Raw genomic sequence first — 17,031 nt, 5'->3', positions numbered from 1 at the left:
TCCACAACGGCATGGAATCTCTTTAAGACGGACGCCCTTTCAGCGTTCAGTCTGTAAAAATGCCGTTCTCCATGAAAAACACCCTATTGCCGATGCTGCTGGCAGCCACGCTGTTCGCTGCCTGTCAGCCGGAAAGACCTTCCGCCGAAGCGGTCTGGTCCGCTGCGTTGGAACAGATCGAAAAAAGCCAAAACGTTCAGTACCGCTACTACTCCGAATGGGATACCCGGATCAATGGTTCCATTTTCCGGGATTCGGCGGAGATCACCTATGTGAAACTGACAGGGAGCACTACTGGCTTCGGGTTTTACGCCAACACTTTTCGCGCGGAATTGCTGTTTGACGGCACCAGTTACCGGGAAATAAGGCACGATGATCCCTCAATGATCGTGCTGCACGATCCGCAGGATATCGAAGCGGATCCGGCTTATTTCGACAATCTGCGGATCTTCTCAGCCACGCCTTTTGAACTGGAACCCAGCGCTACTTTTGACCGGGCTGTGGATACGCTTATTGCCGGTCAAGCCTTTTATGTGTACTCGTTGATCACCGAAAATCCTTCTTTCTCGGACAGCACGCAGATCGTCCGGCACGAACGGCAGTATTACTTAGATCAGCATAGCCATAGTGTGCAGCGGATTTGCCGGATCGCCATTCGGGCGGGGGATACCCTGCAGGTTATCAATACCCATTTTCGGACTGTTCAATTCGATGGATTGCCCCAGGACTTTTCTTTTTCGAAATTCACTATACCCGAACACTACCGGACGATCACGCAAGGGGACCTGGAGGAAGAACGGCACCAACGGCAGATCTCGGTGGGGGCCCAGGTGGCCGATAATACTTACCGGTCTCTGGATGGAAAAGAACGGAAGTTATACGGTGACCAGGGCCGTAAAAGCCTCATCATGTTTTCGTTCATCGGTTGCGGCGGCTGTGAATACGCCCTGCGGGAAATGCAGCGTAAACACTACCGTTTACGACCCGGTTTGAACTTTTATTACAGCAGTCCGGTCGACACTCCGGATGCCCTAAAGGCTTATCTGGAAAAGAAGGCATTTCCCTTCCCGGCCTTTTCCTTAGAGAGCAACATGAACGAAGATTTCTCTGTCTATTTTTTCCCGACTTTTGTCCTGCTCAACGCTACCGGTAGAGTAGAACAGGTATTTGGAGGTTACGATGAAGCGGTAGCCGCTTTACTATTTTAGCGTTTTTATAAAAAAACAAGGCAGGGTGTAATGATCAGCTCTTTTTTTCAACCTACTGGGTAAAATCTTTTTATGAAATCATCCTCTGCATCGAATACCTTTCATATTATCGGTATCCTTTCGGTACTGATCGGGGCCGTACATGTCTTTGTGCCCAATGATTCGCCCTACCACGATCCGCTAAAAATCGTACTCGCCGTCGGTCTGCTGCTTATCTGTGCCGGTGTGTTTTTTAAGCGAGCCTCCCGGCGACAAAGGTCCGAATAGCCCGGCTTGATTGTACGGAAAAACATCGAATCTATTTAAGCTGTTTCCACGGTAAAGGTTGAGGGTTGACGGTTTGGTCAACGGGCGATGACCAGCCGGCGACTCTGCACACGTCCATCCGGAAATTGCAGTTGAATGCCGTAATATCCGGTTGGCCAGTTATCTACCGTTTGCGTCCGGCTTTGGCGACCCGCTTCCCGATCGAGCACATAGCTTTTCCAGACTCTTCCCAGCGCATCAAAAACGGTGATGGTTATTGGCCCGTCACTCGTCTGCTGCCAGTCCAGGGTGAACGAATGAGTGGCCGGATTGGGATAGACCTGCAGGGTAGAGAACGGGGCAGGGGAGTGTTCAATGCTAACCAGATCACAGGCCTGATTGAGGGTGCCATCCTCGTCAATCTGTAGCAGCCGGTAATAGATCGTACCGCCGCTTGCCGGAGGCAACTGATCGTCGAAAAAAGTGTAGGAACGCAGTTGGTCGGTATTGCCCGATCCGTCGATCCAGGCAATGGTTTCGAAGGGGCCGTCGAAAAGGCTGCGCTGCAGGCGAAAGCCCCGGTTGAGCCTTTCGGAGGCCGTCGTCCATTCCAGCTGTACGCCGCTGTCCTCCCGGACATCAGCCCGAAAATCCATACATTCTACGGGCAGAAAGATCTCGCAGCTTGCTTCCGCCGAAAAGATCCAGCCGCTGTTATTGCCTTCGTCGGTAGAATTGACGACGCCGAACTTTGCGCCGCCGCCGGCATTGCTGTCGCGAATGTTGAGGTATTCCAGACATACATTTCCACTGGTTTTGCGGAGCAGGGCCGGGGATCCCGGTGTGCTGGAGCGGATATTGATCCGATTGCCCGGAAGGGCGCTGTTTAAAATATCACCACCCACTTCCAAGGTATAAGCCGACCCCAGAATGACTGTACTTCCGGGATAATCCATCTCAAAATCACCCTGAACGAGGACATTACCCGAAACGGTATTCTGGTTGGATCCGGCAAGCTGGAGGTTTTGCACACTAAGATTGAAGGTGGATAAACTGGGGTCGGTACCGATGAGCTGAAGATCGTACAGGGCCAGGCCGCTCCCGGGGGCGTTTAAGCTGGTGGTTCGCAGGAGAGAAGTACCGGCATCCACATTGGTAGAATTGAGGATCATACTGGTCATTTCTATTCTGGAATCACTCAGATTCAGGCCGGTATTGATAGCGCTCATAACGAATTGGCCACCACTGAGATCAAAGCCGTCGGTGTGCAGGGTGCCGCTGGTCAGGAAGCATTCGAAACTTGCAGTCAGATCATCCAGGAGCGTCCATTCGCCACCGGCTCCGTCCATGCGAAAATTGATCAGATCGAGGCCTCCACTGGTGATGGAATGACCCGGTGTGCGGGCGGCTACATAAAGTTTGGACGAAGACAGCGCATCTACGGTATAGCTCATCTGGGCGGCAGTAGCCAGCTGCAGAGAACCGTGGACGTACAGGTTGGCCAGAATGCCGAGGCGCAGGGTTGGCTGATAAGCAATGGCATCGGGGCCGGTACTTATCCATTCCATATTTCGGCAATGGTGATTACCCGTAGGTACCCGCACTTCCTGAGCCGCTGCGCTGAAAGAATTGGCATCGAACAGGACATCATCGGAAACGGAAGGAATGCAACCGGCTGAACCACCATTGGATGTCAGGGACCAGTGAGCGGGGTCGTCCCAGTCACCACTGCCGCCGATCCAGAATAACTGTTTGCCTGCCGCCGCATTGATCGTCCAGCCGCTGTTGTTACCCTGATCGATCGAGGCGTTGACCTCGATGGGGCCGTTGAGGACCTCGCTATCCTGAATGATCAGGTTGGTGTTATCCGCCGGAAGCGGCAGGCTGGGGCCGGTAAAATCAAAAGTGAACCGACTGCCACCGGTACTGGACCGCAGGGAGATCTGGCCTCCGCAATCCGCTCCGCTGCTGGCCAGGTCGGCAATACGGGTAACGGTACCCGACTGAAAGCTTATCTCGCCGCCGGAATTACTGAGCGATAAGGTACCGTTAACGGTGTGACCGCCGGTGATCTGGGTCAGTCCGCTCGATAGGATAGTCAGATCGTCAAAAGTCAGATCGAATCCGCTCAGGAGTCCGCCAGTGCCACTGATTATGACGTCCCCAAAGACCAGGCTACTCTCAAAAGACTGCAGCGTTTGGGTGGTCAGGGTGGAATTGGCGGCAAACAAACTGGCAATGTTGTTAACCCGGAATTGCGCTGTAGCCGTAACATCGCTGTTGCTCATATCCAATACGCCGTTACTGATGAGCAGGTCGCGGGCCTGGAGGTCAAAATCGTTCAGGTCCAGTTCGCCGTTGGTAAGAAACAACTCGTAGGAAGACGTAAGTGCATCCAAAAGCAGGAAAGACCCTTCCGGACCGTCGATGCGGAAATTCTTGAGGTCTTTTCCCGCCGTTTCGATCATTACGGCCTCATTGGCTTTCATATAGATCTGGGAAGAGGTATTGGATTGAAAATCGATGGACACGGCCGCTGTGAGACGGAGGTCTCCGTAAATTTCCAGTTGGGTAAGGGCCGGTATACGCAGAATGGGATTGCGGTCCACGTCCGGTTCCCAGGTCATGGAGCGGGCCTGCTGCAGATTGCCATCCACGGTAACCACAGGATTTAAAAGTAAGGTCGAATTGAAGGAGTTGTCATCAAATACTACATTATCCACCGGAGAAGGAACACATCCGGATGCCATTCCTCCGGAAGTGGTCGACCAGTTAGCTCCATCGGACCAGTTACCGCCCCAGTCGGCTATCCAATAGTAAGTTTGCGGAGCGACTGAACTAAACAACCAGCCGCCCGTATTGCCCAGATCAATGCTGTTGTTGGCTGTAAAAGTAGCACCTCCTGCCGCGTGAACGTCCCGCAGAATGGCGTTTTCGATGGTGACACTGCCGCTACTTTTAGCTATTGTAAAGGCATTGCCCGAGCTACTGCTTCGCCAGGTGATCTGGTTGGAACAGGAACTGCCCATCGATTGCATGCTACCGTTGAGGGTGAGGGTGGAACTGCTGCCAAACTCCACCACGGAACCCGGCTGGGTGGCGGTGAGTGTGGTTTGCACACTATGATTGCCGGTCACGCTGGTTCGGGTAGTACCCGAAAGCAGTAAGGTTGCGAAACTGAGGCCACTTCCGGAAAGACCGGGCGTACTGCCGATAAGCTCAAGACTGTTGAAATTGATACCGCTGGGAAAGATCGTTACCGAATTGGCCGTCATTACGGAATTGTTCAGCGTGGCCGATGTAAGGGAGATAATCCGCAAAATGGTTAGGTCCACCTGGGAATTACTCAGATCGAATTTGATACCGGAGCCATTGATCAGGAGCGAATAGGCCGATATGGTAAAACCGTCGGAAATGAAAGTGCCGCCGGAGATAATGATCTCACTGGTACTGGTGAGATCATCCTGCAGGGTCCATTCTCCGGATCCTTCAAAGCGAAAGTTGACCAGATCGTGGCCGGCGGTCGTGATCCCGTAGCCAGTTCCGTTACCCTGCATGCGGATGCGGGAACTGGTAGGCTGCGCGAAGGTCAGCGTCATGCCGGGAATCAACAGAAGATCGCCGTAAATATCCAACTGGGCCGTGGTGCCAATTATCAGGGTCGGTTTATTTCCCGCGCCGGTCCAGATCATGCTGCGGCAGCTGGACGGGCTCCCGTCTACAGTAACTACCGGATTGCTGGCCGGAAACGACTTTGCGTCGAAGTATACATTATCGCCGGCCCCGGGAGGCGAAGCGTGGAAGGTGCTTCCGCCGCTACTGGTCGCCCAGTGGCCGGTATCGGACCAATCGCCGGTACCGCCTACCCAAAAATAGTCGGCGGCCTGCAGAAGGAATGGGGTGTAAAGGATGCAGAGGACAAAAAAGAGGAACTGCTTCATGAGATCTGTTCGATTTAGGGAATGACGGTATCAGACCCCGGAGCAACCTTAGCTGTCGGCGTAAAGCAGAAATTTCATCCGTTTGGTGAAATCCCGATGGTCATTATCCACCGGGGCCTGATCTGCTTATTGATCTCTCTAAATGAACAAACGTTAGGGGAGCAGCTATTTTTTTTGATCAGAAAACGGCCTGATAGAACAAAACGGCAGCAATGCCGCCCAGAATAGGACCGAGTACCGGTATCCAGGAATAGCTCCAGTCGGAATCGCCTTTCCCGGGAATGGGCAACAGGAAGTGAGCGACACGCGGGCCGAGGTCCCGGGCGGGATTAATGGCGTATCCGGTAGTACCTCCGAGGCAAACCCCGATCACGACGACCAGGGCACCGACCGCCATGGGGTTCAGGCCGTCCGAAAACTGATTGGCACCGAGGGCCATCAGGCCGAGCAGCAGGATGAAAGTTCCGAGAAATTCGCTGAAAAAGTTAGAAGGCGCGTGCCGAATGGCCGGGGCCGTGCAGAAAATCCCTAATTTGGCAGCTTTATCTTCCGTTCTCTCCCAATGCGGGTAGTAATGTAGCCAGACGAGCGTGGCGCCCAGCATAGCGCCCAGGAACTGGGCCAAAATATAACCCGGTACCAGGCTCCAGGAGAATTCGCCTCCGGCTGCAAGCGCCAGGGTTACCGCCGGATTGATGTGCGCGCCGCTCACCATACCGGCCAGATAAACGCCAAAGGTCACGGCTAAGCCCCAGCCGATGGTGATCGTCCACCAGTTGGATCCTTCAGCTTTGGAATCTTTGAGCAGTACGCCGGCAACCACGCCATCCCCCAGCAGGATGAGCAGTGCGGTGCCGAAAAATTCAGCGATATAAACTTCCATTCCAGAATTTCATTTATTTGTTCAACAGTAAAAGGAAAGAGAAGCCCTAATAACGGAATATTATTTTTTTGAAAAAAGAAATGGGGGAAGTAAATTTCCTATTTTGAATTTTACTCCTGAAGTCTAAAAGCAAGCATACTTATGAATTCGATCCGTTCCATAATTTTATTGGTATTTACCTGGGGGAGCCTGATATCCGTACTTAATGCCCAGCCTGCGGGCGAGATCCCCGATTGGGAAAATCCGGCCGTTACCGGGATCAACCGGCTGCCGGCCCGTACCTGGTCGTTTCCCTATCCGAACGAACAACTGGCGGCCCGGAAAGACCTGACGCGGGCCGATAATTTCCGGAGTCTGAACGGGCTGTGGAAATTCCACTGGTCGGAAAATCCGGCTTCCCGGCCACTGGATTTTTACCAGCCGGATTACGATATCTCCGGCTGGAAGGAAATACCGGTGCCGGCCAACTGGCAGATGCACGGTTACGGAGTGCCTGTCTACACCAATATCACTTACCCTTTTCCGAAAGATCCACCCCATATACCGCACGATTTCAATCCGGTGGGGTCCTACGTTCGGACCTTCCATTTGCCGACCGCCTGGACGGGCAAACGTATCGTACTGCATTTCGGGGGAGTCAACTCTGCTTTTTACGTTTGGGTTAACGGCGAACGGGTCGGTTATAGCCAGGGTTCCAAGACGCCCGCGGAATTTGATATTTCTGCCTACGCCCACGGCGGACTCAATCATATTGCGGTGGAAGTCTACCGCTGGTGCGACGGCAGCTACCTCGAAGACCAGGATATGTGGCGTCTGAGCGGGATCGAGCGGGATGTATACGTATACGCCCAGGAAGGCGTGCACGTGGCGGACTACTTTGTGCAGGCCGGCCTGGACGACAACTATCGCCGGGGGACCTTCGACCTGAGCGTCGACCTGGAACAGGTACGGGCTACCCGCTTTGGAAAAAACTACGAGCTATCGGTAAACCTACAGGATCGAAAAAGCGGAGCGGTCGTGTATGCCGAAAGCCAGCGGGCAGAAATGCCCGGGCAATTCGCCTTCTCCACCACCTTGGACAACGTGCAGCAGTGGAGTGCCGAAAAACCAAACCTCTACGATCTGACCATTAGCCTCACCGGGAACGGGGAAGTACAGGAAGTTCACCGTTCTGCTGTTGGATTCCGCCGGGTAGAGATCAGGAATAAGCAGCTGCACGTAAATGGGATGCCGATCTTGCTCAAAGGCGCCAACCGGCACGAGCACCACGCAGAAAGGGGGCATGTCGTTACCGAAGCCGATATGCTGGCGGACATCCGTCTGATGAAACAGTTCAACCTGAACGCCGTCCGCTGTAGTCACTATCCGGCTGATCCGCGCTGGTATGAGCTCTGTGATGAATATGGCCTTTATGTAGTCGATGAGGCCAATATTGAATCCCACGGTATGGGCGTGTACGATTTTCCGGAGTACGGCTACCGCATGAGCAATATTATAGCCCGCTCGCCCGAATGGCTGGAAAGTCATCTGGACCGCATCCGCAGAATGGTGGAGCGGGACAAAAATCACGCCTCGATTATCATCTGGTCGCTCGGGAATGAGGCCGGCTCCGGTGAGAATTTCCGGAAATCTTACCAGTGGATTAAAGCGAGGGATACCTCCCGACCGGTACAGTACGAGCAGGCCTGGATGGACGACTATACGGACATCGTGGCCCCGATGTATCATACGATCTACGAGATGCAGGACTTTTTGGCAAAAAATGATGACCGGCCGATGATCCTGTGCGAGTATTCCCACGCCATGGGCAACAGCAACGGTAACCTGATGGACTACTGGAAGCTGATCGAAGCCGAACCCCAGTTGCAGGGCGGTTTTATCTGGGACTGGCAGGACCAGGGGATCGCCAAATGCACCGAAAACGGGCAGTGCTACTGGGCCTACGGCGGAGATTTTGGGCCGGAAGGCGTGATCAGCGACGGGGACTTTTGCTGCAACGGTATTTTGTTTCCCGATCAATCGATCAAGCCCGCCATGTGGGAAGTTAAGAAGGCTTACCAGTACCTGCGTTTTGAAGGGATCGATCCGGCCAAAGGCCGCATTCGCCTCAAGAACGGATATGACTTTCGGGGAACGGACGAATTCCTGTTTCGGTATACGCTGAGCTCCGAGGGCCAACTGATCACCGACGGTTATTTCGATCCCGGCAACATTGCGCCTCACCAGACAAAAGAGGTAACCATCGATCTGCCGGAACTGAAACTGGACCCGGCCCGGGAATATTTCCTCAATATTTACGTCCACACCAAAATGGCCGAAGGGGTATTGCCCCAGGGACACGCGGTGGCCAGTGCCCAGATGATGATCCCGGCCACCGAAGCGTCCTTCCGGCCCGAGGTGGGCAGTGGCGCTCTCGATGTATTCGATAAAGAAAATAACCTGCGGATCGTCGGGGCTGACTTCAGTCTGGAATTCGATAAGAACAAAGGCTGGCTGAACGCTTACACGCTGCGGGGACAAAATATGCTCACCGGGCCCCTGAAGGCCAATTTCTGGCGCATCCCCACGAGCAACGACAAAGGGGAAGGGACACCCGAACGCTGCGCCGCCTGGAAAAATGTAGCCGCCGGACGGAAAGACATACAAGTGCAGCATGAAAAAGAGGATGGAATGATAACCGTTCGGATCGATTCCAAACTGGCGGCCGGTAATTCCCCTTATAGCAACACCTACCGGATCTACCCGGATGGTTCGGTGGAGATCAGCGCCGATTTCGAAAAAGGGAACAGTGACCTTGCGGAATTACCAAAATTCGGGATGCACCTACAAATGCCGGCCGGGTTCAGGCAGTTGAGCTGGTATGGCCGTGGGCCCCACGAAAATTATAGCGACCGCAACAGCAGTGCCTATGTGGATGTCTACCGCGGTACGGTGCAGGAGCAGTATACGCCCTACGTTTTCCCACAGGAGAACGGAAATAAAACGGACGTCCGCTGGTTGCAGCTGACCGATGAAGCGGGTAGGGGATTCCTGATCCGCGGGGCCCAACCGCTCAGCATGAACGTCCACCACTACGCTGTTGATGATTTTGATGAAGGTGTGACGCATCCCTATCTGATCCCCTGGAAAGATATTACGGAAGTGGATATCGATCTGCGGCAGATGGGCGTCGGCGGTGACAACAGCTGGGGCTTGCCGGTACATCAGGAATACAAACTGCTGGAGGACGCGTATCGTTACCGGTTCTGGATCCTGCCCGTCAGATAATGATAGCAAAATGATCATTTCCAAGTTTAGCGTGCTGGAGGTAAAGCATATTGCGTACCTACAGCACGCAGAACTGAACTATGACGACTACCGATATTTCGTAACCTCTGATTGGTATGACTTATGGCACAACACGTACTGATCCTGGGATGCGGTCGTAGCGGTACCTCCATCTTTGGAGAACTTTTCGATCAGCTTCCGGACTACACCTATTACAGTGAACCGGACTTTGCCCTTTTGCGGGATCTGGACTATACCCGGCCCGTAGCGGTAAAAGTGCCGAGAGAGCATCCTGATTATCCGGCTACACCCGGCCTTCCCTTTTCTCTGGAGGCCCTGCAAGAGCTTTTCCCCGAACCCAGGCGGATCTTCTGGCAGATCCGTCACCCATTGGATACCATCGCTTCTTTAAAGGTGGGGATCTCCCGGAACTGGGGGCATCATCCCCGACCGCCCGACTGGCAGGAGTGGCTGCACCAACCACTGGTGATCCGCTGTGCCTATCACTGGAATTTCATCAATACCCTGGGATTCCGTCAGGTGGGGTCGCTGGCGCAACTCAGCCGCTTCGAAGAGATGCTGGAAGATCCGCTCGGATTTGCGATGCGGATCGGGCAGGAAGTGGGCGTAGATACGGCTGGCCGAAGTCCGCATCTGGAGGCCTGGGCCCGGCGGGTACAGAATACCAACAACGCCCGTTTTGTGGAAGCCCACACTTCCCGGCCGTATTCTACCCGGGATCACCGGGTGCGCATCGGACGCTGGCGGGAGAACCTCACGCCGGATGAAGTGGAAAGCGTTACACCGATCATTGAAGACACTGCGGCGCGGTTTGGTTATCGCTGGTGAAGGCAATGATGAAAATCACCCATATTAAAGTTTTTTATGTATTATCTTAGCGTCACTTTTTAAAAAACGCTTATATGGTTATTTTTCCAGCATTTACCTGGCCCGGATACGGAAAAAATTATTCGGCAAATCGCGAATGGCTGGTGCAATTTCTGTATTTTTGTTCTGCTGTTGTGTATATATTAGAAAAAAAGTAAATCGAATAGCCGGCGGATGCCCCTCCATTCGACCGATGCATAATCTCACTCTTTACAACATTTTGCCCGGTAGTTGAATATCTGGCAAGAACAAGTGCTACCACAAAAAACGAACCCCGGTTTGCCTGGATCAGGTATGAACCAATTTCCCATGAAAAAAAATTACAGTGTATGCACAGACGACCTTTACACTTAATAATTCTTTTGATCCTACCACTTAGTACTTTCGCGCAAACAGTTGACTTCCAACTGTATCGAACTTACGATGGATCCCACAACAATTTACAAAATCCGGAATGGGGAGCTGCGGGCTCCAACCTGCTACGCGTAGCTGGAACCGCTTATTCGGACGGCATTTCAGCGCCGTCGGGTACCGAGCGACCTAATCCCAGAGAGGTGAGTAACTCCCTCTTTGCGCAGGACGGGCTTTTGAATGATCCGCTTACGCTTAGCGACTTTTGCTGGGCCTGGGGGCAGTTCATTGATCACGATATAGGCCTGACGCCCGACGGTGGCGAAACGGCCTTCATTCAGGTACCTTCTGGTGATCCTTATTTCGATCCCAACGGCGGAGGCCATGCGATCATTCCCATGATGCGCAACATGTTTGATCCAAGTACCGGTACGTCCGTGGATAATCCGCGGCAGCATCCGAATGTGATCACGGCTTTCATCGACGGTTCGGGAGTGTACGGCTCTTCCGAAGAGCACGCCAGTTGGCTGCGGACCTTTAATGGCGGCAAACTGAAAGTTTCCACCGGGAACCTGCTTCCCCTGAATACGACCGACGGTGAACTGGACGGCCCCATTGATCCCGATGCTCCCCACATGGACGATGCGGTGGGTACCAACGAAAAACTATTCGTTGCCGGGGACGTGCGGGCTAATGAGAATCCGCTGCTGACCTCTTTCCATACCCTGTTCGTCCGGCAGCACAACCTGATCTGCGATCAGCTGGCGAACGAGCACCCGGAATGGTCCGACGAGCAACTCTATCAGCACGCCCGCAAACTGGTGGGCGGCCTGATCCAGTCTATCGTTTACGATGAGTGGTTGCCGGCCATGGGCGTTCACCTTCCCGAATACAATGGTTATAAAGAGGATGTGAACGGCCAGTTGTACAATCTGTTCACGGGGGCTGCATTCCGTCTGGGACACACCCTGCTCAATACGGTTATTCAGCGCCTGGACAATAAAGGGGTAGAACTGCCGGAAGGCAATCTGACGCTGCGGGAATCTTTCTTCAACCCCGGTGCTATCCTGGAAACCGGCAGCATTGATCCTTTCTTCAAAGGGATGGCGGTGCAGGTACAGCAAAGCCTGGACGCGCGGGTGATCAACGATATCCGCAACTTCCTGTTCGGCCCTCCGGGTGCCGGCGGACTGGACCTGGCGTCCATCAATATCAATCGCGGGCGGGAAAGAGGTTTGCCGGATTTCAACACGATCCGGGCCACCTTTGGCTTGCCGAAATATATTCTTTTCCAACAATTCAGCTCCAACGCGGCGGTCTTTACGCGGCTATTCCATCTCTATCTGGATATCGACGATGTAGATCCCTGGGTAGGTATGCTGTCGGAGGACCCGATGCCGGGGGCGCTGTTCGGTGAGACCATCATGGCGATCATGGAACGGCAGTTTACCGCACTTCGCGACGGAGACCGTTTCTACTACCTTAACGATCCGGTGCTCACGCAGGAAGAAAAGGACTGGATCAGTCGGACGACCCTGCGGGATGTCATTATGTACAATACCACGATCTCCCTCATGCAGGACAATGTGTTCAAGGCTATGCCCCACGCGGAGATCTGTGATAATATGACCGGTAGCCTGAATGGCTCTATACGGACCGAAGCCGGCAATCCGGTGCCCGCCGTAGATCTGGACCTGGTCCTGACGGATGAGACCCTGAACCAGGAAACGGGCTTCGAAGGAAGATTCACTTTTGAATCCCTGCCTTCCTGTAAAGTGAGCGGTTTGTCGCTACGGAAGGATGACGATATTCGCAACGGCCTTTCAACGCTGGACATGCTGCTGATCCAGAAACACATTCTGGGACTGGAGCCGCTGGATTCACCCTACAAGATGATCGCCGCTGATGCCGACCGCAGCGGCAACGTTTCCGTACAGGATATTCTCGCGTTCCGGCGCGTAATCCTGGGACTGAATTCCGAATTCCCGAACAATACCGTCTGGCGATTCGTTCCGGCATCTCTGCGCTTTGAAAGCCCGGAGAACGCCATTACCGAAGAACTGCCGGAAGTACTCAATTTCAACAATGGATTGGGTGGCGGCTTTAATCAGGATTTCATTGCCGTCAAGATCGGTGATGTCAATTCCAGTGCCAAACTCGAAAATCTGGTAGAAGCATCCGACCTGGATACCCGTACGATTGCGCCGACCCTGGAGTTGGTTGTAACGGATATCAAACTGCGCGCGGGCGAAGTTTACCGGATCCCGTTGCGTTTGGGTGCAACCGGCGAGGCGATCGGCTTACAGTTTGGACTGCAGCTTGATCCGGCCGCCAGTACCATGCTGGAACCGGCACACTTTGATCTGCCCGGTCTGGGCGCTCAGCATATCGGCCGGTTTGCGGCCACTGAGCAGTTGACCCTGAGCTGGGGCGAGGTGGAAGGCACTGCGCTGCGTGACGGACAGCAGATCATGGAATTGGAGATCCTGGCGCAGCAGGACGGGAAGCTCAGCGACTTCCTGTGGTTGGATGATCAGATCACTGCTCCCGAAGCCTATACACCGGATTATGAGTCGACTGCGGTTACGCTCCAGTTTGAAACGGAGGGAGCGATCGTTAGCCAGCTGGAATTGGGACAAAACTATCCTAACCCGTTCCGGGAGTTCACTCGTATCCCGTTCCAATTGCCTCAGGATGAGACCGTTGAATTGCGGGTAGTAGACAATAAAGGACGGGTTCTTTACCGAAACAAGGCCAATTTCAATGCCGGTAAGCACGAATGGGTACTGGAAAGTAAGGACTGGCCGGCGGGTGTACTCTATTATCAGTTGAGTACGACTCATACGACGGTTACCCGCAGGATGATCCTGAACTGATTGCGCCGGTAGTCACTAGTTGAACAGGCGAACAGGCGTCACTCCCAATACAGGTACGAAATTGCCGGGCATTTAGCCCGGAGCATTTCTCGGTATCGATATTCGGAGTGGCGCATCCTGATTTTATCCGTAAGCTGATTGGACCGTACGCACTGCTTTGCACGTATTTTGTTAGGTAAGTAGTGGTGTTTTTCGCTCAGTTTTAAGGATTTAACAAAAAAAATGAAGTTCCGGGCAATTTTTTGTCTTAATATTTGATTATAAACAATAAATGGCCGTACGGTCATCAACAACTGTAACATCTCTCCCTTCCCTGCCCCCCTTTTGGGAAATAAGCATTAGTTACCCCATTTGAATTAGCACATAACCGAAAGTACAGAACCATACCTCCTGTCCCTTCCTGGAGAGATATGGCATGTTTTTTGAATACATTAGATCAGAGTAGACCCACACAACAGAAATTACTGGATAGACCGAAGAAATTAGGAATCATGCAAATAGTTAAAACACTCTTAGCTGATAATCATCGTATTTTTTTAGAAGGTTTGAAAACGGTTCTGAAAAGCGATCCGCACCACCAGCACCATATTGTGGGGTGTACCCCCAATGGGAAAAAACTGGTGGAGTTGTGGCGGGAACATCTGCCGGAACTGCTGATCATGGACCTGAACCTGGTGGAACAGCACGGCCTGGAGGCAATTGAGGAAATACGGCGGGAAGGTAGTGACCGGACCTGCATCCTGGTGATGACGGCCTATCAGGATACGAAGATCCTGCGGGCAGTGATGGAAAACGGAGCTAACGGCTATCTGCCTAAATATAAAGGTGCGGTGGATCTCTACGAAGCGATCGATTCGGTGCTGCACGGGATAATATACCGTTCGGAACCCCTGAAAAGCAATATGGGGAAACTTTTGACCGATACCAATGGCCAGCCGGCCGTCATCGCTGAGGTGTTTGTTAAAAAACATCGGTTGACCAAAAGAGAAACCCAGATTCTGAGCCTGATCAGTCAGGCGATGAACAATAAAGAGATCGGAAGGAAACTGTTCATCAGTGATCAGACCGTTAGCGTTCACCGCAAAAATATCATGCGTAAGCTTGGGGTTCGCAGTACGGCCGGTCTTATAAAAATGGCTTACGATCACTGCCTGTAAATTGTTGCAAAATACCCTAATTTGGGTATGGATTGTAAGCCCATAAGTACTATCTTTGCTGTTAAGTTCTTTAAGGCATTACCGAAAAATGTATTTGTAATTTTTTTAATGTCTTTTCTACTAACATACTGATTGAGAATACTTTACAAAGCTATTAGGTTTTCATCCGAAAATTTATATTAAAATTCTTAGTATTTTTGGACATAATGCAGTACATTTGTACCGTTTCAAAAAATAATCCCATGACAATAAAAAGTACTCCTCAAATTACCTGTCTTTTTCGTTTTATTCCTGTAAACATATCGACTTCTATCCCTAGAATTATTTGAGTGCAATCATTGTGATCTGATCAGATTTTTGATACAGGTCTATTGTCATGTAAATAATATTTACCGGTGCGTCACAACGGTGGTGCTATCCGTATGCTTTGAAATATTTTGATTAAAATTCGTTCTGATTTTTCGACCTAAATTGCCGAAGAGTACCATAGATAAAGCACGATTTTTTTTGACGACGACGACCTAAAGTGCTTTTGACGGGAAATTCGCGGAATCCTTTTCGATTCCGATGACGATCGAGCGATCTTTTGCGGCTTCGACCTCCGTAAAACAGCTTGATCCTCTGACATGGCTTTTTTATATAGCAACTTTCATAACCTAATTCTTTAACCTAATTTTTAACAAATTGTAATCTTATGGAGAAAACGAATTTTACTTTCGTTTTTCCATCCAATTGGATGAAAGCATTCGGCCTGATGCTTTTATCAGTCTGTTGGATGGGCTTACAAACTGCTTCTGCCCAGGATTGTGGCGAGGTAGTCTGTGAAGGCCAACTCAACGTAAACCTGCAAGACAATTGCGAAGCAGTTCTGACCCTGGCTAGCGCCGCTCCCGGTTTTGACTGTGCTGCAACTGTAGTAGTTGAGGACGGCGTAGGTGCCGACAACGTAATCCAAGGTTGTGGTACTTACAAATTTGTCGTTACAGCGGATGACGATCCCAACAACAACTGCTGGGGTTATATCACTGCTGAAGACAAGCAACCTCCCGTTCTTGAATTCTGCCCAGGTACAGTATCCGGATGGACTACTTACAACTACGGCTTCCAAGAATTCGTTTGCAACGACATCGACAAGCTGTTGTTGGACGGTCCTGCTAGCTACAAGCTGGACAAAAACGGTAACCTGATCGAAGGTTCTTTCTCTTCCAAGCACGCCAAGTGGCTGTTCAAGTATGTTACTGGTTTCGCTGAGTTCACTGACAACTGCGGTGACATCACGGTAACCGTAACTGACGAAGTAGTTTACGGCTACGACGAGAACTGTGACGATGTTACTATCGTTCGTCGGTTCACTGCTGTTGACTCTTGCAAAGAGCTGCTGTCTCCGGACGTATGCGAGCAGACAATCGTTATCGGCAAGCCCGATCTGGACGACGTTTACTGCCCGAAAGATGCTGAGCTGTCTTGCGAAGACGACTTCAAACTGGACGCTAAAGGTAACCCTCATCCCGATGAGACTGGCTATCCTTGGTTGTACCAGGCTTTTGACGTTGACTACGTGAAAGGCGAAGATGACTGGGAAGACTACGAGCACAAAGCTTACCTGAACTCTACTTTCTGCAACCTGGGTGCTTCTTACACCGACGGTGAGCGGATCGAAGTTTGTGAAGGAACTTACAAGATCGTTCGTACCTGGGAAATCCTTGACTGGTGTGCTGAAGGCTACGCTCGCGTTCGTGAGTGCAAGCAAACGATCAAAGTAGGTGACTACGATGCTCCCGAAGTAGCTTGCGAAGATGTTGACTACGACAACGACGGTCACAAAGACCTGCGTACGTACTCTACCGGTCCTTACGACTGTACTGCTGCTTTCCACGTACCGATGCCGGTTGTGGAAGACAACTGCTCTAGCTGGGAAGTACTGACTGAGATTGTTGGTTTCTCTACTGACGGTCCTGTTGTTGCTACCATCGCTCCTGGTGCATCTCGCTATGTATCCGGTATTCCTCTGGGTTGCCACTTCATCAAGTACACAGTAACTGATGCTTGCGGTAACAAAGAAGTGATCTTCTGCGCCTTCCAAGTAGAAGACCAAGTTGAGCCGATCGCAGTATGCGACGACGATCTGAACGTATCTATCGGTGGCCAGGGACTGGCTCGCGTATACGCTGACGACATCGACGAAGGAAGCTCTGACAATTGCGGACCGATCCG

At 52.0% G+C, this 17,031-nt stretch carries 8 protein-coding genes and 1 pseudogene; 7 read left to right on the top strand and 2 right to left on the bottom strand.

Going from position 1 to position 17,031, the window contains the following annotated elements; genetic code table 11:
* The first annotated feature begins 71 nt into the window (after positions 1–71).
* Both CRP01_RS26030 and CRP01_RS26025 read left to right on the top strand, forming a co-directional pair.
* Positions 72–1,208 carry a TlpA family protein disulfide reductase gene (locus CRP01_RS26030; RefSeq protein WP_099153051.1) on the top strand — a complete coding sequence of 379 codons (1,137 nt, stop codon included), beginning with the start codon at positions 72–74 and terminating at the stop codon, positions 1,206–1,208.
* Between the two features lie 72 nt (positions 1,209–1,280).
* A complete protein-coding gene (locus CRP01_RS26025) occupies positions 1,281–1,475 on the top strand; it encodes a hypothetical protein (protein WP_099153050.1) in 195 nt (64 codons plus the stop codon).
* A gap of 77 nt (positions 1,476–1,552) precedes the next feature.
* Here CRP01_RS26025 and CRP01_RS26020 read toward each other — a convergent pair whose 3' ends face one another.
* A complete protein-coding gene (locus tag CRP01_RS26020) occupies positions 1,553–5,395 on the bottom strand; it encodes a T9SS type A sorting domain-containing protein (RefSeq protein ID WP_099153049.1) in 3,843 nt (1,280 codons plus the stop codon).
* 178 nt (positions 5,396–5,573) lie between these two features.
* On the bottom strand, positions 5,574–6,278 hold the full coding sequence (locus tag CRP01_RS26015) for an MIP/aquaporin family protein (RefSeq protein ID WP_099153048.1): 705 nt from the start codon (positions 6,276–6,278) through the stop codon (positions 5,574–5,576).
* A 141-nt stretch (positions 6,279–6,419) separates the two neighbouring features.
* Between CRP01_RS26015 and CRP01_RS26010 the strand changes: the two genes are divergently transcribed.
* From CRP01_RS26010 to CRP01_RS25985, 5 genes and pseudogenes are all read left to right on the top strand, one after another.
* A complete protein-coding gene (locus CRP01_RS26010) occupies positions 6,420–9,545 on the top strand; it encodes a glycoside hydrolase family 2 TIM barrel-domain containing protein (protein WP_099153047.1) in 3,126 nt (1,041 codons plus the stop codon).
* A gap of 123 nt (positions 9,546–9,668) precedes the next feature.
* The gene (locus tag CRP01_RS26005; RefSeq protein ID WP_099153046.1) at positions 9,669–10,394 is read left to right on the top strand and encodes a sulfotransferase family protein; all 726 of its coding nucleotides are present in this window, start codon (positions 9,669–9,671) and stop codon (positions 10,392–10,394) included.
* 401 nt (positions 10,395–10,795) lie between these two features.
* A complete protein-coding gene (locus CRP01_RS26000) occupies positions 10,796–13,660 on the top strand; it encodes a peroxidase family protein (RefSeq protein ID WP_170110545.1) in 2,865 nt (954 codons plus the stop codon).
* A 491-nt stretch (positions 13,661–14,151) separates the two neighbouring features.
* On the top strand, positions 14,152–14,817 hold the full coding sequence (locus tag CRP01_RS25990) for a LuxR C-terminal-related transcriptional regulator (protein WP_170110544.1): 666 nt from the start codon (positions 14,152–14,154) through the stop codon (positions 14,815–14,817).
* Positions 14,818–15,958: 1,141 nt separating this feature from the next.
* Positions 15,959–17,031: pseudogene (locus tag CRP01_RS25985) on the top strand (hypothetical protein); the annotation flags it as partial.

Origin of the sequence: Flavilitoribacter nigricans DSM 23189 = NBRC 102662 (genome assembly GCF_002646595.1) — a bacterium.
Classification (GTDB): Bacteria; Bacteroidota; Bacteroidia; order Chitinophagales; family Saprospiraceae; genus Flavilitoribacter; species Flavilitoribacter nigricans.
This window is presented reverse-complemented; position numbering and strand designations above follow the sequence as displayed.

Excerpts from the sequence above, each read along its gene's own strand:
- CRP01_RS26030 (WP_099153051.1), top strand. The coding sequence starts at position 72 with ATGAAAAACACCCTATTGCCGATGCTGCTGGCAGCCACGCTGTTCGCT.
- CRP01_RS26025 (WP_099153050.1), top strand. The coding sequence starts at position 1,281 with ATGAAATCATCCTCTGCATCGAATACCTTTCATATTATCGGTATCCTT.
- CRP01_RS26020 (WP_099153049.1), bottom strand. The coding sequence starts at position 5,395 with ATGAAGCAGTTCCTCTTTTTTGTCCTCTGCATCCTTTACACCCCATTC.
- CRP01_RS26015 (WP_099153048.1), bottom strand. The coding sequence starts at position 6,278 with ATGGAAGTTTATATCGCTGAATTTTTCGGCACCGCACTGCTCATCCTG.
- CRP01_RS26010 (WP_099153047.1), top strand. The coding sequence starts at position 6,420 with ATGAATTCGATCCGTTCCATAATTTTATTGGTATTTACCTGGGGGAGC.
- CRP01_RS26005 (WP_099153046.1), top strand. The coding sequence starts at position 9,669 with ATGGCACAACACGTACTGATCCTGGGATGCGGTCGTAGCGGTACCTCC.
- CRP01_RS25990 (WP_170110544.1), top strand. The coding sequence starts at position 14,152 with ATGCAAATAGTTAAAACACTCTTAGCTGATAATCATCGTATTTTTTTA.